The organism is Salmonella sp. 2020_1395 (assembly GCF_043848115.1).
Lineage (GTDB): Bacteria > Pseudomonadota > Gammaproteobacteria > Enterobacterales > Enterobacteriaceae > Salmonella > Salmonella enterica.
On the sequence record NZ_JBCMFH010000011.1, the window covers coordinates 78,241 to 95,203 of the forward strand.

Genomic DNA, 16,963 nt, shown 5'->3' on the forward strand with positions numbered 1-16,963 from the left:
AATAGCTGTTTTATTCTGCCATTAAACAAGCAGTCTGTGTAAGCGCGATACATCTGAGGAGACATGTAGTTCGCGCTCAGGCAAACATGCGCGGCCACAGAGTCAAGCGTCAATTTACTATAGAGGTTAGCGTCAACATAGTGTAATGCTGCAATGCGTTTTTTTCATGGCGGAAAGCGCATAATCCGTCTCCAGTGAGGTCGGCAGGTATTTCACTAAGACAGCATCTGTATTTGCTGCAAAAGAGTTAACCGGCAAACTGAGTAAATTTACTGCCGCTGCCAGACGGTTATTATCAATTATTTTTAGACTCCACCATGTTTTTTTAATGAGGCATTATTTTCCTATAGTTCAATATTTACAAAGCCAATAATTTTATATCCCGGATGCTTCACCCGTACTTTGCCACAAACAATAAAGCCATAAAAAAGGCCACCGTAAAGGTGGCCAACCATGTCGAAAACGGACATTTATCTGTTCCCGCAGGAACAGCGAGTTTTATTTTATAATTGCTTTCAGCGCTTCGCCGATATCGGCCAGGCTGCGAACGGTTTTCACGCCCGCGGCTTCCAGCGCGGCGAATTTTTCATCCGCAGTGCCTTTACCACCGGCAATGATGGCGCCCGCGTGGCCCATACGCTTGCCTTTCGGCGCGGTAACACCCGCGATATAGCCAACAACCGGCTTGGTCACGTGGTCTTTAATGTAAGCCGCCGCTTCTTCTTCTGCGCTACCGCCGATCTCGCCGATCATCACGATCGCTTCAGTCTGCGGATCTTCCTGGAACAGTTTCAGAATGTCGATGAAGTTAGAGCCCGGAATCGGGTCGCCGCCGATACCCACGCAGGTGGACTGGCCGAAACCGTAGTCGGTGGTCTGCTTAACCGCTTCATAGGTCAGCGTGCCGGAACGGGAAACGATACCCACTTTACCCGGCTTATGAATGTGACCCGGCATGATGCCGATTTTGCATTCGCCCGGGGTGATCACACCTGGGCAGTTCGGGCCGATCATGCGTACGCCCGCTTCGTCCAGCTTCACTTTCACGGTCAGCATATCCAGCGTCGGAATACCTTCGGTGATGGTGATAATCAGTTTGATGCCTGCGTCGATCGCTTCCAGAATGGAGTCTTTGCAGAACGGCGCTGGCACGTAGATAACGGATGCGGTCGCACCGGTAGCTTCTACCGCTTCGCGCACGGTGTTGAACACCGGCAGACCCAGATGCGTGGTGCCGCCTTTGCCCGGCGTTACGCCGCCGACCATTTGCGTACCGTAAGCAATCGCCTGTTCGGAGTGGAAAGTCCCCTGGCTACCGGTGAAGCCCTGGCAGATAACCTTGGTATCTTTATTAATTAAAACGGACATTATTTCCCCTCCACTGCGGCAACAACCTGCTGAGCTGCATCCGTCAGACTTTTCGCTGCAATAATATTCAGGCCACTGTCAGCCAGTTTCTTCGCGCCGAGTTCGGCGTTGTTGCCTTCCAGACGCACCACCACCGGAACGTTAACGCCCACTTCTTCCACCGCGCCGATGATACCGTCGGCAATCAGGTCACAACGGACGATACCGCCGAAGATGTTAACCAGAACCGCTTTCACGTTGTCATCCGAGAGGATAATTTTAAACGCTTCGGTGACGCGCTCTTTGGTTGCGCCGCCGCCCACGTCAAGGAAGTTAGCCGGTTCGCCGCCATGCAGCTTAACGATGTCCATGGTGCCCATCGCCAGGCCCGCGCCGTTCACCATGCAACCAATGTTGCCGTCCAGCGCGACGTAGTTCAGTTCCCACTGCGCCGCCTGCGCTTCACGCGGGTCTTCCTGAGACTGGTCGCGCATTTCACGCAGATCCGGCTGGCGGAACAGCGCGTTGCCGTCAGCGCCCAGCTTGCCGTCGAGGCAAATCAGATCGCCCTGCTTAGTGATCACCAGCGGATTAATTTCGATTAGCGCCAGGTCGCGCTCAAGGAAAATGGTTGCCAGGCCCATAAAGATTTTGGTGAACTGCTGCACCAGTTTACCTTCCAGACCCAATTTGAACGCTAGCTCCCGCCCCTGATACGGCATCGGGCCGGTCAGCGGATCGAGCGCGACTTTATGGATCAGATGCGGGGTTTCCTCCGCGACTTTTTCGATCTCTACGCCGCCTTCGGTAGATGCCATAAAGACCACGCGACGAGAACTACGGTCAACCACCGCGCCGAGGTACAGTTCTTTGCCGATGTCGGTCGCCGCTTCAACCAGAATCTGGTTTACCGGTTGGCCATTAGCGTCTGTTTGATAGGTCACCAGACGTTTGCCCAGCCAGTTTTCCGCAAAGGCGCGAATCTCTTCTTTGCTTTTTACTACCTTCACACCGCCCGCTTTGCCGCGGCCGCCAGCGTGAACCTGACATTTCACTACCCACGGGCCGGCACCGATTTTAGACGCGGCTTCTTCGGCTTCACGCGGAGTAGTACAGGCATAACCCACCGGCGCCGGTAAGCCATAGCGGGCAAAAAGTTGTTTTGCCTGATATTCATGTAAGTTCATGTGTTCTGTCCATCCTTCAGGTAATCGTTATCTTTAGACCTGTAGGCCTGAAAGCTGCGCGCCATCAGGCATTACACCATCGCCGGATGGCGGCGTGAACGCCTTATCCGGCCTACAGGTAGCAGGTGATGCTCTTGCTGACTACACGTCCAACAGCAGACGGGTCGGATCTTCCAGCAACTCTTTGATGGTGACCAGGAAGCCCACGGATTCACGACCATCGATCAGGCGATGATCGTAAGAGAGCGCCAGGTACATCATCGGCAGGATTTCCACCTTGCCATCCACCGCCATCGGCCTGTCTTTAATAGCATGCATTCCCAGAATCGCGCTCTGCGGCGGGTTGATGATCGGGGTAGACATCAGCGAACCGAATACGCCGCCGTTGGTAATGGTAAAGTTACCACCGGTCAGGTCCTCTACGGTCAGCTTGCCGTCGCGGCCTTTGACAGCCAGTTCTTTAATTTTTTTCTCAATGTCAGCCATGCCCAGCGTATCCACGTCACGCAGGACCGGCGTGACCAGGCCGCGCGGCGTAGACACCGCCATGCTCACATCAAAGTAGTTGTGGTACACCACGTCATCGCCGTCGATAGAGGCGTTCACCTCCGGATAACGCTTCAGCGCTTCCACTACCGCTTTCACGTAGAAGGACATAAAGCCCAGGCGGATACCATGACGTTTTTCAAACACTTCGCCATACTGCTTACGCAAATCCATAATCGGCTTCATGTTGACTTCATTGAAGGTCGTCAGCATGGCGGTGGAATTTTTCGCTTCCAGCAGACGCTCGGCCACGCGCTTACGCAGGCGGGTCATTGGCACGCGTTTTTCGCCGCGCGCGCCCAGAGCGGGTTGTGCTGCAGGTTCAACAGCGGGTGCTTTAGACTCGCCTTTCGCCAGATGTTTTTCCACATCTTCACGGGTCAGACGCCCACCCACACCAGTGCCTTTAATGGCGCTGGCTTCCAGATTGTGTTCAGCCAGCAGGCGACGGATCGCCGGGCTGAGCGCATCGTTGTTTTGTTCTTCCAGCGAAGCCTGCTGGCGCTGTGCCGGCGTAGACGCTTTCTCTTCAGATTTCGCGCTGGTCTCTTTACCCGCGCTGTTGCCTTCACGCAGGCGACCCAGGATCTGGCGAGAGGTGACAGTCGTCCCCTCCTCTTCCAGAACCGCATCCAGAATGCCGTCCGCTGATGCCGGTACTTCCAGTACCACTTTGTCAGTTTCGATTTCTACCAGCACTTCGTCACGAACAACCGCATCGCCCGGTTTTTTATGCCAGGTGGCGACGGTCGCGTCCGCTACGGACTCAGGCAGGTCGGGAACAAGAATATCTACGCTACTCATTATTTATCCTTTATTTAATCGACGTTCAGCGCGTCATTAACCAGATCTTGTTGCTGTTTCTGGTGAACGGACATATACCCTACCGCCGGAGAGGCGGAGGCCGGGCGACCTGCGTAACGCAGAGCGGCCCCAAACGGAATCACTTCACGGAAATGATGCTGGCTGCAGTACCATGCGCCCTGGTTGAGCGGCTCTTCCTGGCACCAGACAAAATCATGGACGTGAGCGTATGGTTGCAGCGCTTCCTGCACCGCTTTATGCGGGAACGGATAGAGCTGTTCGATGCGCACGATAGCGACATCTTTCTGGTCGTTTTTGCGACGTTGTTCCAGCAGGTCGTAATAAACCTTACCAGAACACATTACCACGCGTTTTACGGCTTTAGGGTCCAGCTCGTCAATTTCGCCAATGGCCGGCTGGAAGGAACCGTTCGCCAGTTCATCAAGCGTGGAAACCGCCAGCGGGTGACGCAGCAGCGATTTCGGCGACATCACCACCAGCGGACGACGCATCCCGCGCAGCGCCTGACGGCGCAGCATATGGTAGACCTGCGCCGGGGTGGACGGCACGCAAACCTGCATATTCTGCTCGGCGCAAAGTTGCAGATAACGTTCCAGACGCGCGGAAGAGTGCTCCGGGCCCTGCCCTTCATAGCCATGCGGCAACAGCATCACCAGACCGCACATCCGGCCCCATTTCTGCTCGCCGGAGGAGATGAACTGGTCAATCACTACCTGCGCGCCGTTGGCAAAATCGCCAAACTGCGCTTCCCAGATAGTCAGGGTACGTGGTTCCGCCGTGGCATAACCGTATTCAAAAGCCAGTACCGCTTCTTCAGACAGCACGGAGTCCCAGACTTTAAACTGTCCCTGACCGCTGTGAATATGCTGCAACGGCGTATACGTTGAGCCGTTCGTCTGGTTGTGGATCACCGCATGACGATGGAAGAAGGTGCCGCGACCGGAGTCTTCCCCGGACAGGCGCACCGGAATGCCTTCATCGACCAGCGTGGCGTAAGCCAGATTTTCCGCGCCGCCCCAGTCAAACAATTTCTCGCCTGCCGCCATTGCCTGACGGTCGCCATAAATTTTCGCCACGCGAGACTGCATTTCAATGGCTTCCGGCACGGTGCTGATACGTTTTGCCAGCTCCTGCAGACGCTTCATTTCTACCTTGTTCGGGTATGCTTCATCCCATTCGTGGTTTAGATACGGCGACCAGGTGAACGAGTGCATATTCATCGGACGCCACTCTTTCACCACGCATTCGCCTGCATCCAGCGCATCGCGATAGAGGTTGACCATTTCGGTGGCATCTTCCAGCGTTGCGACCTTATCAGCTTCCAGTTTGTCGGCGTAGATTTTACGCGGCGTCGGATGCTTTTTGATTTTCTGGTACATCAGCGGCTGGGTTGCGCTTGGCTCGTCGGCTTCGTTGTGGCCGTGACGGCGGTAGCACACCAGATCGATGAACACATCGCGTTTAAAGGTATTACGGAAGTCCAGCGCCAGACGGGTCACAAAAGCGACGGCTTCCGGATCGTCCGCATTGACGTGGAAAATCGGCGCCTGGACCATTTTACCGATATCGGTGCAGTAAGGCGTTGAACGCGCATCCAGTGGGTTAGAGGTGGTGAAGCCCACCTGGTTGTTGATAACGATACGTACCGTACCGCCCACTTCGTAACCGCGCGCTTTCGACATGTTCAGGGTTTCCTGAACCACGCCCTGGCCGGTCACCGCGGCGTCGCCGTGAATAGTAATCGGCAACACTTTGTTGCTGCTCGGTTCGTCCAGTCTGTCCAGACGGGCGCGCACGGAGCCCATCACCACCGGGCTCACAATTTCCAGATGCGATGGGTTAAACGCCAGCGCCAGGTGAACCAGACCGCCTTCGGTTTCGATATCTGACGAGAAGCCCATGTGATACTTCACGTCGCCGGTACCCAGATGTTCTTTATGCTTACCGGCAAATTCGTCGAACAGATCCTGCGGTTTTTTACCCAGTACGTTGATCAGCACGTTCAGGCGACCGCGGTGCGCCATCCCCAGCACCACTTCGCGAGTGCCGCTGTTACCCGCATGGCGAACCATCTCTTTCAGCATGGGTATCAGCGCATCTCCCCCCTCGAGCGAGAAACGTTTCGCACCCGGGAATTTGGCGCCCAGATAACGTTCCAGCCCTTCAGCGGCGGTCAGTTCGTTCAGGAAACGTTTTTTCTCGTCAGCGCTAAAGGCCGCACGACCGGATTCGATGCGCTGTTGGATCCAGCGTTTCTCTTCGGTGCTGGTGATGTGCATATACTCAGCGCCAATCGGGCCGCAGTAGGTCTGTTTGAGCGCGTCGAGCAGCTCGCCCAGCTTCATCGTCTCTTTGCCGCTGGCAAAGGAGCCGACATTGAAGGTTTCCTGGAAATCGGCCTCGGTCAAATCATGGAAAGAAGGGTCCAGATCCGCCACGCGTTCTTGCTTCCACAGTCCCAGCGGATCGAGGTTTGCATGCTGATGGCCACGGAAACGATAAGCGTTGATAAGCTGCAGGACTTTAACCTGCTTCACATTGGTGTCAGGGTCGGAAATCGTAGAAGAGTGACGTGAGCCAGCCAACGCCTGCCGCCGGAAATATTCACGTGTTTTTGAATGGAGTTGATCCGGTTTGACTCCGGTACCAGGTAACTGCTGGAACGTCAAACGCCAGTTAGCGTCTACCGAGTCAGGATCGGTTAAGAAGTCTTCATAGAGCTGTTCTATCCAGCTCTGATTCGAACCAGAGAGGTAAGAAGAGTCCAACCAGGCTTTCAAAGCGCTGTTCTGCATCGTGATCCCTTAAGCATCTTTTCTGCTTATTTAATACTCTAAATAGGTCACGTTTCAGGAAGGCGGCAAGCTTGCGAATCCCTGGGAGCTTACATCCAGTAAGTGACCGGGGTGAGCAAGTGCAGCCAACGCACATGCAACGTGAACTATGACGAGTATTTCGCCGTGGATACTAACCACGCATACGCTGTATGCGTGCCGGGGTTCACTTGTTGCGGACTGTCGTGTCATCTGCGTCCGCTAAGGAACCTTTAAAAACTGTCTAATAATCTTCGCTGTTCAGGCTACGACTGCGTTGCGGCCTTCGCTCACTCCGGTCACATAGTTAACTATGCTCCCGAAGATTCGTTCAGACCGCGCCTTGTCTCGCTCTGAACATCTCGATTATTACTAATCATATGGCAGTTTTTAGAGGTTTCCTGCACTTCTATTGCCCGATGGCGCTGCGCTTATCAGGCCTACGGGATTGCGCCTGTAGGCCGGATAAGACGGTACGTCGCCATCCGGCAACCACTACAACTACTTATGCGCTACGCTGCAACAGCATCGACTTAATATGGCCGATAGCGCGCGTCGGGTTTAGTCCCTTAGGACATACACTGACGCAGTTCATAATGCTGTGACAGCGGAATACGCTGAATGCATCGCTCATCCCTTCCAGACGACTATCGGTCTCGGTATCACGACTATCGATCAGGAATCGATACGCCGCGAGCAGACCCGCCGGACCGATAAACTTATCCGGGTTCCACCAGAATGACGGACAGGATGTTGAGCAACAGGCGCAAAGAATACATTCATACAGCCCATCGAGTTTTTCACGCTGCTCCGGCATCTGCAGATGCTCACGAGCCGGTGGATTTTGCCCATTATTCAATAAGTAAGGCTTAATCTTCTCATATTGTGCGTAGAATTGCCCCATGTCTACCACCAAATCGCGGATCACCGGCAAACCGGGCAGCGGGCGAATCACAATCTTCTTACCCGGCTGAGTCAGCGCCGAAATAGGGGTAATACAGGCCAGACCATTCTTACCGTTCATATTCAAACCATCAGAACCACACACGCCTTCGCGGCAGGAACGGCGGAAAGAAAGGCTGGGATCTTTTTCTTTAAGCTGGATTAACGCATCCAGCAGCATCATGTCGCGCCCTTCTTCGCCTTCCAGGGTGTAATCCTGCATACGCGGAGCGTTATCGACATCCGGGTTATAACGATAAATCGAAAATTCGAGTTTCATCATCCTGTCTCCGCAATTAATAAGTACGAATCTTCGGCGGGAACGCCGGACGCAGTTTCGGCTCCATATTGACGCTTCGGCGCGTCATGGATTCCGTTTGCGGCTGATACAGGGTATGACACAACCAGTTGGCATCATCACGCTCCGGGAAATCGAAGCGGCTATGCGCGCCGCGGCTTTCCGTTCGGAAGTTGGCTGATACGGCAGTGGCGTAGGCGGTTTCCATCAGGTTATCCAGCTCCAGACACTCAACACGCTGGGTATTAAACTCGCTGGACGTGTCATCCAGACGGGCGTTTTTCAGACGCTCGCGGATCACTTTCAACTGCTCAAGCCCTTTCGCCATCGCGTCACCTTCACGGAATACGGAGAAGTTATGCTGCATACACTCCTGCAACGCTTTGCGGATAGCCACCGGATCTTCACCATTGCGGTTATTGTTCCAGCGATTCAGGCGCTCCAGAGAACCTTCAACGTCAGACTCGCTGGCGTCGCGCAGCACGCCCTGCTCGGCGATGGATTCCTGTAAATGCAGCCCCGCCGCGCGGCCAAAGACCACCAGATCCAGCAGTGAGTTACCGCCCAGACGGTTGGCGCCGTGAACCGATACACAGGCGATTTCGCCTACCGCAAACAGCCCCGGAATGACCACGTCTTCGCCCTGCTCGTTCACGGTCAGCGCCTGACCGGTCACTTTAGTCGGAATACCGCCCATCATGTAGTGGCAGGTCGGGATAACCGGAATCGGCTCTTTCACCGGGTCAACGTGAGCGAAAGTGCGGGACAGCTCCAGGATACCCGGCAGGCGAGATTCCAGCACCTCTTTACCCAGGTGATCCAGTTTCAGTTTAGCGTGCGGCCCCCACGGACCATCGCAGCCGCGGCCTTCACGGATTTCGATCATGATGGAACGCGCCACCACGTCACGACCCGCCAGGTCTTTGGCGTTCGGCGCATAACGCTCCATAAAGCGCTCGCCGTGTTTGTTCAGCAGGTAACCGCCTTCGCCGCGGCAGCCTTCTGTCACCAGCACGCCCGCCCCGGCGATGCCGGTCGGGTGGAACTGCCACATTTCCATGTCCTGCACCGGGACACCGGCACGCAGCGCCATACCGACACCATCACCGGTGTTGATGTGAGCGTTGGTGGTGGACTGGTAGATACGGCCTGCGCCGCCGGTCGCCAGCACCGTCGCGCGGGCTTTGAAGTACACCACTTCACCGGTTTCGATGCACAGTGCGGTACACCCCACCACCGCGCCATCCTGGTTTTTCACCAGATCCAGCGCATACCATTCGGAGAAAATCGTGGTGTGGTTTTTCAAATTCTGTTGATACAGCGTGTGCAGCAAGGCGTGACCGGTACGGTCAGCCGCCGCCGCGGTACGTGCCGCCTGCTCGCCGCCAAAGTTTTTCGACTGGCCGCCGAACGGGCGCTGATAGATACGTCCATCATCAAGACGGGAGAACGGTAGCCCCATGTGCTCCAGTTCCAGAATCGCTTCCGGTCCGGTCTTACACATATACTCGATGGCATCCTGGTCACCAATGTAGTCCGACCCTTTTACGGTATCGTACATGTGCCATTCCCAGTTATCTTCATGGGTATTGCCGAGCGCCACGGTAATACCGCCCTGCGCGGAAACGGTATGGGAACGGGTCGGGAAGACTTTCGAGAGCAGCGCACAGGTTTGGCCGCTCTGGGAAATTTGCAGCGCCGCGCGCATACCTGCGCCACCGGCACCAATCACAACAGCATCAAATTCTCTGACTGGCAGTTTCATTACACACCCCACACCACAACAAATCCATAGATGACGTAAACCACCAGCGCAACAACAATAACGAGTTGCAGTATCAGACGCACTGCCAGTGGTTTAACGTAGTCGGTTAACACCTGCCACATGCCGATCCAGGCATGAATCAAGATGGAAAAAAGCGCCAGCAGGGTGAAGACTTTGGTGAAGGCCGATGAGAAGAAACCGGTCCAGGCTTCAAAGGTCAGTTCGCCGCTCGTGGCGAAAAAACCCACCATGTAGATGATGTATAACGTCAGAACGATAGCGGTAGCACGGACCAGGATGAAGTCATGTACGCCATTGCGTCCTAATGCGGAGGCGTTGCTTACCATACGAGGACTCCTGCGAGAAGTGAAAGCACGACAGTGATAACAAAAGAGATTTTGGCAGAGCGTTGACCCGCTTCGAATGTTTCTTCCAGATAGCCAAAATCCATTAACATGTGACGAATTCCCACGATGACGTGATACGCCAGCGCGGTAAGGATGCCCCACATGATAAATTTAACGATGAAGCCGTCCATGATGTCGGCGGCCTGCTGGAATCCTTCCGGAGAAGAGAGGCTGGTGCCCAGTAGCCACAGTAGTATGCCGACGGCGATGAAAGTAATCACACCGGATACGCGATGGAGAATGGACGCTATCGCTGTGATGGGGAACCGAATCGTTTGTAGATCCAGATTGACAGGTCTTTGTTTTTTCACATTTCTTATCATGAATAACGCCCACATGCTGTTCTTATTATTCCCTTAAGACTTCGGTTACAGAGGTGAATCTACCTGTAGCCAGAAAGACGACGGGATTTCCTTCCTCCGGTCTGCGTGCGGGTCAGACAGCGTCCTTTCTATAACTGCGCGTCATGTAAAACACTGCTTCCAGTAGCTAAAACGACACGTTACAACGCTGGGTGGCTCGGGATTGCAGGGTATTCCGGAGACCTGGCGGCAGTATAGGGCGTTCACAAAATCATTACAATTAACCTACATATAGTTTGTCAGGTTTTATCCTGAACAGTGACACAGGTCACGATAACAACATTTTTTTAATTTTCAATCATCTGATTTGACAAACATTAAACAAAATTGTTACAAACAACACCAGAAAAAGCATATAATGCGTAAAAGTTATGGGGTCACTCTTTCACCTGTTAATAAGTTATGCAACAGTACAATGATATTGACCCATTCTTTCAGGACAGTTATTAGTGATAGACAGGTTACATTACTCGGATTGCTACGTTCCTGATTTGCTGCTAATTCGAAATTAATCAAGCCGTTACCTGCAAGCGCCCATTGCTCTGTACCCAGGTCATCCCCTCTTTCACAGAGCGGCGAGCCAAATAACAAACTGGTAACGGTTGATTGATGCATACACAGAATCTTCCCTGCACTAACGACGAGGAAGATGACGTGTAGAAGGCAAGTCTGAGTTCCGGCAGTCTTAAGCAATAAGGCGCTAAGGAGACCGTAAATGGCTGATACAAAGGCAAAAATCACCCTTACTGGTGATACTGCTATTGAACTGGATGTGCTAAAAGGTACACTCGGTCAAGATGTTATTGATATTCGTAGTCTCGGTTCAAAAGGAGTTTTTACTTTTGACCCTGGTTTCACCTCTACCGCATCCTGCGAATCTAAAATCACCTTCATCGACGGCGACGAAGGCATTTTGTTGCATCGCGGTTTCCCGATTGACCAGCTTGCTACCGATTCCAACTATCTGGAAGTCTGTTACATCCTGCTGTACGGCGAAAAACCGACGCAGGAAGAGTATGACGAGTTCAGAACGACAGTCACCCGCCATACGATGATCCATGAGCAAATCACTCGCCTGTTCCATGCTTTCCGTCGCGACTCACATCCGATGGCGGTAATGTGCGGGATTACTGGCGCGCTGGCGGCGTTCTACCACGACTCGCTGGATGTGAACAATCCGCGCCACCGTGAAATCGCGGCGTTCCGCCTGCTGTCCAAAATGCCGACCATGGCGGCGATGTGTTACAAATATTCCATCGGTCAGCCGTTTGTTTATCCGCGCAACGACCTTTCCTACGCCGGTAACTTCCTGAACATGATGTTCTCCACGCCGTGTGAAACCTATGAAGTGAATCCGGTACTAGAGCGCGCGATGGACCGTATTCTGATCCTGCACGCTGACCATGAGCAGAACGCCTCTACGTCAACGGTACGTACCGCAGGTTCAAGCGGCGCCAACCCGTTCGCCTGCATTGCCGCCGGGATCGCCTCCCTGTGGGGACCCGCGCACGGCGGCGCCAACGAAGCCGCGCTGAAAATGCTGGAAGAAATCAGCTCTGTTAAACACATTCCGGAATTTGTTCGCCGTGCGAAAGACAAGAATGATTCTTTCCGCCTGATGGGCTTCGGTCACCGTGTTTACAAAAACTACGATCCGCGCGCCACCGTGATGCGTGAAACCTGCCACGAAGTGCTGAAAGAGCTGGGCACCAAAGACGATCTGCTGGAAGTGGCGATGGAGCTTGAGCACATTGCGCTCAACGACCCGTACTTCATCGAGAAGAAACTGTACCCGAACGTAGACTTCTACTCCGGCATCATTCTGAAAGCGATGGGCATTCCGTCCTCCATGTTCACCGTGATCTTCGCCATGGCGCGTACCGTTGGCTGGATTGCACACTGGAATGAAATGCACACTGACGGCATGAAAATCGCCCGTCCTCGTCAGCTGTATACCGGCTACGATAAACGCGATTTTAAATCGGCGCTGAAGCGTTAATTGACAACCGGATGGCGACGCAACCCTCGCCATCCGATACATTTTCCCTTTTTTCTTATCCTCATTATTTTATTCTTACCCCGTTACTCTCTATGATTAATTAAGGTTTCGCTAAATATCATTCAGGGAGCATGGAATGCCGATTCTGCAGTGGTTTTTGTTGTTCCTGTTATCGCTGCTCATTTCCCTTATTTTTCTCTATCTGCACCTTCCGGCGGCAATGCTGCTCGGTCCAATGATTGCGGGTATCGTGTTGAGTTTGCGAGGTAGTACGCTACAACTTCCGCGCGGTATTTTTCTCGCCGCGCAGGCGATTCTCGGCTGTATGATCGCCCAAAATCTAACCGGTTCGATATTGACCACCCTCGCCCTCTACTGGCCGGTCGTGCTTTTAGTGTTGCTGGTGACGCTGCTTTCCAGCGCGGTAGTCGGCTGGCTGCTGGTACGTTACAGCTCGCTGCCCGGCAACACTGGCGCATGGGGGTCTTCGCCGGGCGGCGCGGCGGCAATGGTAGCGATGGCGCAAGATTACGGGGCGGATATCCGCCTGGTGGCGTTTATGCAGTATCTGCGGGTACTGTTTGTGGCTGGCGCGGCGGTGCTGGTGACACGCCTGATACTCGGCGACAGCGCGGCAGCGGTCAGCCAACAGGTGATCTGGTTTCCGCCGCTTAGCGGTAATTTATTGACGACACTGCTATTAGCGATCGTGGCGGGCATTGCCGGTCGCCTGATGCGTATCCCTTCCGGCACGATGCTGCTCCCCATGTTGGCAGGCGCGCTTCTCCATTCGCAAGGCATCATTGAGATTGAATTACCCGAATGGCTGCTGGCCGTGGCGTATATGGCGATAGGCTGGCGTATTGGGCTGGGTTTTGACAGACAGGTGTTTTTTATGGCGCTGCGGCCATTGCCGCAAATCTTATTGTCAATTTTCGCGCTGATGGCGATTTGCGCCGCGATGGCGTGGGGAATGGCTTACTACATGCAGATTGATTTTATGACGGCTTATCTCGCCACCAGTCCCGGTGGTCTGGATACGGTTGCCGCGATCGCGGCAGGAAGCAGTGCCGATATGGCGCTCATCATGGCAATGCAAACCCTACGGCTGTTCAGCATTCTGTTAACTGGGCCAGCAGTGGCCCGTTTTATATCAACCTATGCGCCCAGACAACCTTTGTAGGACTGATAAGCGTCGCGCCATCAGGCAATAGCCGCTCGCCGATGGCGGTTCCGGCTATTTCTGGCAATGCGGGCACCAGTAAAACGGGCGTGAGGACAGTGTTGTCTTTTCAATAATGCCGCCGCACCGCTCGCACGCTTCGCCGTCACGGTGGAAAACCTTAAAGCGAAACAGTGCGCCATGATGCTTGTTCTCATCCGCCTGACCGCGAGTCGTGTAGGACAGGCGCGGAATATCCAACAGCGCGTGAGAAAGCGCATTCAGTTGCGCCTCGTTGAGATCTTTCGCTTTATGCTGTCCGGTTAACCCTACCTGCCAGAGGATTTCAACGCGCAGATAATTCCCCAATCCCGCCAGAAAGGCCTGATCCAGCAACAGTCCGGAAAATTGTCGGTTGCGAAAACGCGGCGACAGCAATCGAGCTTTAACCTCTTCCGGAGTGAGACGCGCGTCCAGCACATCCGGACCGACTCGCTGTAAAAAGGGGTGCGTCGTGAGCTGCTCTGCTGTCAGCATTTCGATATCAGACGCGCTATAAAGCAGTATAGTTTTATCCGCCGTTTGTAGCCTGACGCGCAATATACGCGTAGTCTTCGGTATTTCACCAGTGTCGATCACCCGCCATACGCCATAGAGTTGGTTGTGGCTGTAGAGCGTCAGGCCATTTGAAAAGTGGGTCAATAACGCTTTTCCCCGCGTCTCTATCCGGGTAACAATTTGACCGGTAAGTTGCGATTCATACGGTTTTAACTGTGCAAAGGCAAACCAGACATCGGTTAAGGGTTTGCCTTTGATTGCCGCCTCCAGGTTATCCGCCGCACGACGAATTTCCGGGCCTTCAGGCATGATAATATCCTTTGTTAACAGTTGATTAATGGACTACACCGCCTCTGACTATCTTGAATGCACATCGAACGCCATAATGAACATCCACAGCCGTAATATAATAGCTTCAATCGTCTGGCTCTCAGGCTATAACGTGTATATTACGCGCATTGAACGCGGCGCGTAACCTGCGAGCGAATGCAAGCGCATACTCGCCGTCGCCATGAATGCACACCGTTTGCGCCGTGACAGTCGTCCACACGCCAGTAACGCTTTTCACTCTCCCGGCTTGTACCATATCCAGCGTTTGCGCCAGCGCCTGCTCTTCGTCGTGAATCAGCGCGCCAGGTTGCGTGCGCGGCACCAGGCTACCGTCGGCCTGATAGCCGCGATCGGCAAACACCTCCTGCCGCGTCACCAGGCGATGGCGCTCACCGGCCCGGATCAGCTCACTTCCCGCCAGTCCAACCAGTATCAGTGACGGATCATAGTCGTGTACCGCTTTCGCAATCGCCTGTGCCAGATGAGGATCTTTCGCCGCCTGGTTATAGAGCATACCGTGCGGTTTGACATGGCGCATCACGCCGCCTTGCGCCTGGACAATCGCCCCCAGCGCGCCGATTTGGTACAGCGTCTGGGCGTATACCGTTTCCGGCGGCAAAACCATCGCCGTCCGCCCAAAATTATCCCGATCCGGAAAGCTGGGATGCGCGCCGATCGCCACGCCGTTTTTCAGCGCCTCGCGCACGCAGGTCAGCATGGTTTGCGCATCACCGGCGTGAAAACCACAGGCGATATTGGCGGAGGAGACCAGCGTTAATAATTCGCTGTCGCTGGCGCAACCTTCGCCCAAATCCGCATTTAAATCAATGTTCATGCTGAAGTCGCCAGGTAAGCTGCTCCAGATAGCGCTGACGCTCGCGGCGCGCGTTGAGCGCCTCCTCCAGCGAACATTGCACAAAATGGATCGGTTGTCCTAGCGGGATCTGCGCCAGATGGTACATATCTGCCTCGATGATGCAGGCAATGCGCGGATAGCCGCCAGTTGTCTGGGCATCATTCATTAGCACAATAGGTTGACCGTTGTAAGGCACCTGTACGACACCGGGCAGCAAACCGTGCGACAGCAGTTCGCGATCCGTTGTCCGCGTTAACGATTGTCCCTGCAAACGATAGCCCATGCGATTACTTTGCGGACTGAGCTGCCACGGCGAACGCCAGAACGCTTCTTGCGAGGCGCGATCGAACTCACGGTATTCCGGCCCCGGCAGCGCACGGATGCGATTCCCCCACAGTAACTGCTTCACGCCCTGCGGCCCGCTAAACTGTCGCGATGGTTTACCCGTCGCCAACCGATCGCCATCTTTTAGCAGCCGTCCTTCCAGCCCACCGATACCGGACTTCAGATCGGTACTACACGATCCCATCACCTCCGGCACAGCAATACCGCCAGCCACCGCCAGATAGCTACGCATCCCGTGAAGCGGTCGATGCAGCGTAAGACGTTGACCCGCTTTTACCGGCAATCGCCAGCCTGTCCAGACCGGTTGATCATCCAACTGCGCTTCGCAGCCTGCGCCGGTAAGAGCGAACCAGGTCTCATTTTCAAATTCGACAACCAGTTGACCGAGAGTGATTTCCAGCGCCGGGGCATTCGCATCGTTCCCGACCAGGAGATTAGCGGTCTGAAAGGCGGGTTTATCCAGCGCACCGCAGTGACTCAGCCCCGACTGACGAAAGCCGTGACGCCCGCTATCCTGCACGGAGGTATAAATCCCCGCGCGAATAATATTCAGCATATTCCCTCCTTTTGCGGCACAAAGCGTACGCTATCGCCAGGGCGTAGCAGAACCGGAGGCTCCCGCATCGGATCGAATAACTTCAACGGCGTGAGGCCGATCAGCTGCCAGCCGCCCGGCGTGGATAATGGATAAATACCCGTCTGCGCGCCGCCGATGCCGACAGAACCGGCCGGAACCTGCAGGCGCGGCTCCGCACGTCTGGGCATATGGAGCGGTTCTGGTAAATTCCCAAGATAGGGAAAGCCAGGCTGAAAGCCTAAAAACCAGACGACATACTCAACGGAGGCATGTAGCTCCACGACCTGCTTTTCACTCAAACCGCTGTGCCGTGCCACCGCCGCCAGATCCGGCCCGCCTGCGCCGCCATAGATCACCGGGATCTCAACCGAACGCGAGTCCGGCTCCAGCGCCTCGCTCTCTTCCCACCAGCGCTGCAGACGCTCAATCGCATCCAGCGCCAGGGTTTGCGGTTCCCGCAAGATCACGGTGATATTGTTCATCCCGGGAATGGCTTCCACCACGTTCGGCATATCAACCAGACGCTGCGTCAGACGCCAGATGCGTTTCTGGCTCGCCAGCGTAATCGGCGGTTCAAGTTCCAGGACGACTGCCGTTTCGCCTAACAGATAACAACGCGCTCGCTGCACTTTATTACCTCTCAG

Annotated in this window: 15 protein-coding genes; 2 read left to right on the forward strand and 13 right to left on the reverse strand. The window is 54.6% G+C overall.

The genetic code is table 11. The features are described from left to right. Positions 1-498: 498 nt before the first annotated feature. The 9 genes from sucD to ACH0WD_RS17545 all read right to left on the reverse strand — a co-directional run bounded on the left by sucD (position 499) and on the right by ACH0WD_RS17545 (position 11,107). Complete coding sequence (sucD, locus tag ACH0WD_RS17505; RefSeq protein WP_000114631.1) at positions 499-1,368, reverse strand: succinate--CoA ligase subunit alpha; 870 nt, start codon at positions 1,366-1,368, stop codon at positions 499-501. Continuing rightward, positions 1,368-2,534, reverse strand: a complete 1,167-nt coding sequence (gene sucC, locus ACH0WD_RS17510; protein WP_001048590.1) for an ADP-forming succinate--CoA ligase subunit beta — start codon at positions 2,532-2,534, stop codon at positions 1,368-1,370. Before sucC ends, sucD begins: the two co-directional genes overlap by 1 nt. A gap of 141 nt (positions 2,535-2,675) precedes the next feature. Beyond that, complete coding sequence (gene odhB / locus ACH0WD_RS17515; RefSeq protein WP_000099858.1) at positions 2,676-3,884, reverse strand: 2-oxoglutarate dehydrogenase complex dihydrolipoyllysine-residue succinyltransferase; 1,209 nt, start codon at positions 3,882-3,884, stop codon at positions 2,676-2,678. A 14-nt stretch (positions 3,885-3,898) separates the two neighbouring features. Beyond that, positions 3,899-6,700, reverse strand: a complete 2,802-nt coding sequence (sucA, locus tag ACH0WD_RS17520) for a 2-oxoglutarate dehydrogenase E1 component (RefSeq protein ID WP_001181500.1) — start codon at positions 6,698-6,700, stop codon at positions 3,899-3,901. A 523-nt stretch (positions 6,701-7,223) separates the two neighbouring features. After that, entirely contained in the window at positions 7,224-7,940 is a 717-nt protein-coding gene (gene sdhB / locus ACH0WD_RS17525; RefSeq protein ID WP_001537859.1) for a succinate dehydrogenase iron-sulfur subunit SdhB, read from the reverse strand. 16 nt (positions 7,941-7,956) lie between these two features. After that, the gene (sdhA, locus tag ACH0WD_RS17530) at positions 7,957-9,723 is read right to left on the reverse strand and encodes a succinate dehydrogenase flavoprotein subunit (protein WP_000775561.1); all 1,767 of its coding nucleotides are present in this window, start codon (positions 9,721-9,723) and stop codon (positions 7,957-7,959) included. Then, positions 9,723-10,070 carry a succinate dehydrogenase membrane anchor subunit gene (gene sdhD, locus ACH0WD_RS17535; RefSeq protein ID WP_000254356.1) on the reverse strand — a complete coding sequence of 116 codons (348 nt, stop codon included), beginning with the start codon at positions 10,068-10,070 and terminating at the stop codon, positions 9,723-9,725. Before sdhD ends, sdhA begins: the two co-directional genes overlap by 1 nt. Then, positions 10,064-10,468, reverse strand: coding sequence for a succinate dehydrogenase cytochrome b556 subunit (gene sdhC / locus ACH0WD_RS17540; protein ID WP_000263340.1), 405 nt, complete (start codon positions 10,466-10,468; stop codon positions 10,064-10,066). The genes sdhD and sdhC overlap by 7 nt, the downstream gene beginning before the upstream one ends. 393 nt (positions 10,469-10,861) lie before the next feature. Beyond that, positions 10,862-11,107 carry a hypothetical protein gene (locus ACH0WD_RS17545; RefSeq protein ID WP_001539488.1) on the reverse strand — a complete coding sequence of 82 codons (246 nt, stop codon included), beginning with the start codon at positions 11,105-11,107 and terminating at the stop codon, positions 10,862-10,864. Positions 11,108-11,207: 100 nt separating this feature from the next. On the opposite strand from ACH0WD_RS17545, the gene ACH0WD_RS17550 reads away from it, so the two are divergent. After that, entirely contained in the window at positions 11,208-12,491 is a 1,284-nt protein-coding gene (locus tag ACH0WD_RS17550) for a citrate synthase (protein ID WP_000785811.1), read from the forward strand. A 136-nt stretch (positions 12,492-12,627) separates the two neighbouring features. Then, entirely contained in the window at positions 12,628-13,674 is a 1,047-nt protein-coding gene (locus tag ACH0WD_RS17555) for an AbrB family transcriptional regulator (protein ID WP_001122056.1), read from the forward strand. 54 nt (positions 13,675-13,728) lie between these two features. Here the strand turns inward: ACH0WD_RS17555 and nei are convergent, their stop codons facing one another. From nei to pxpB, 4 genes are all read right to left on the reverse strand, one after another. Then, entirely contained in the window at positions 13,729-14,520 is a 792-nt protein-coding gene (gene nei, locus ACH0WD_RS17560) for an endonuclease VIII (RefSeq protein ID WP_001113960.1), read from the reverse strand. A 121-nt stretch (positions 14,521-14,641) separates the two neighbouring features. After that, complete coding sequence (gene pxpA, locus ACH0WD_RS17565) at positions 14,642-15,376, reverse strand: 5-oxoprolinase subunit PxpA (protein ID WP_001017911.1); 735 nt, start codon at positions 15,374-15,376, stop codon at positions 14,642-14,644. After that, positions 15,366-16,298, reverse strand: coding sequence for a 5-oxoprolinase subunit PxpC (gene pxpC / locus ACH0WD_RS17570; RefSeq protein ID WP_000932044.1), 933 nt, complete (start codon positions 16,296-16,298; stop codon positions 15,366-15,368). Before pxpC ends, pxpA begins: the two co-directional genes overlap by 11 nt. Further along, on the reverse strand, positions 16,292-16,948 hold the full coding sequence (pxpB, locus tag ACH0WD_RS17575; protein WP_001188371.1) for a 5-oxoprolinase subunit PxpB: 657 nt from the start codon (positions 16,946-16,948) through the stop codon (positions 16,292-16,294). Before pxpB ends, pxpC begins: the two co-directional genes overlap by 7 nt. Positions 16,949-16,963 lie beyond the last annotated feature (15 nt).

Excerpts from the sequence above, each read along its gene's own strand:
- pxpA (WP_001017911.1), bottom strand. The coding sequence starts at position 15,376 with ATGAACATTGATTTAAATGCGGATTTGGGCGAAGGTTGCGCCAGCGAC.
- sdhB (WP_001537859.1), bottom strand. The coding sequence starts at position 7,940 with ATGAAACTCGAATTTTCGATTTATCGTTATAACCCGGATGTCGATAAC.
- sucC (WP_001048590.1), bottom strand. The coding sequence starts at position 2,534 with ATGAACTTACATGAATATCAGGCAAAACAACTTTTTGCCCGCTATGGC.
- pxpC (WP_000932044.1), bottom strand. The coding sequence starts at position 16,298 with ATGCTGAATATTATTCGCGCGGGGATTTATACCTCCGTGCAGGATAGC.
- sdhA (WP_000775561.1), bottom strand. The coding sequence starts at position 9,723 with ATGAAACTGCCAGTCAGAGAATTTGATGCTGTTGTGATTGGTGCCGGT.
- sucA (WP_001181500.1), bottom strand. The coding sequence starts at position 6,700 with ATGCAGAACAGCGCTTTGAAAGCCTGGTTGGACTCTTCTTACCTCTCT.
- nei (WP_001113960.1), bottom strand. The coding sequence starts at position 14,520 with ATGCCTGAAGGCCCGGAAATTCGTCGTGCGGCGGATAACCTGGAGGCG.
- sucD (WP_000114631.1), bottom strand. The coding sequence starts at position 1,368 with ATGTCCGTTTTAATTAATAAAGATACCAAGGTTATCTGCCAGGGCTTC.
- ACH0WD_RS17555 (WP_001122056.1), top strand. The coding sequence starts at position 12,628 with ATGCCGATTCTGCAGTGGTTTTTGTTGTTCCTGTTATCGCTGCTCATT.
- ACH0WD_RS17545 (WP_001539488.1), bottom strand. The coding sequence starts at position 11,107 with ATGCATCAATCAACCGTTACCAGTTTGTTATTTGGCTCGCCGCTCTGT.
- sdhD (WP_000254356.1), bottom strand. The coding sequence starts at position 10,070 with ATGGTAAGCAACGCCTCCGCATTAGGACGCAATGGCGTACATGACTTC.
- sdhC (WP_000263340.1), bottom strand. The coding sequence starts at position 10,468 with ATGTGGGCGTTATTCATGATAAGAAATGTGAAAAAACAAAGACCTGTC.
- ACH0WD_RS17550 (WP_000785811.1), top strand. The coding sequence starts at position 11,208 with ATGGCTGATACAAAGGCAAAAATCACCCTTACTGGTGATACTGCTATT.
- odhB (WP_000099858.1), bottom strand. The coding sequence starts at position 3,884 with ATGAGTAGCGTAGATATTCTTGTTCCCGACCTGCCTGAGTCCGTAGCG.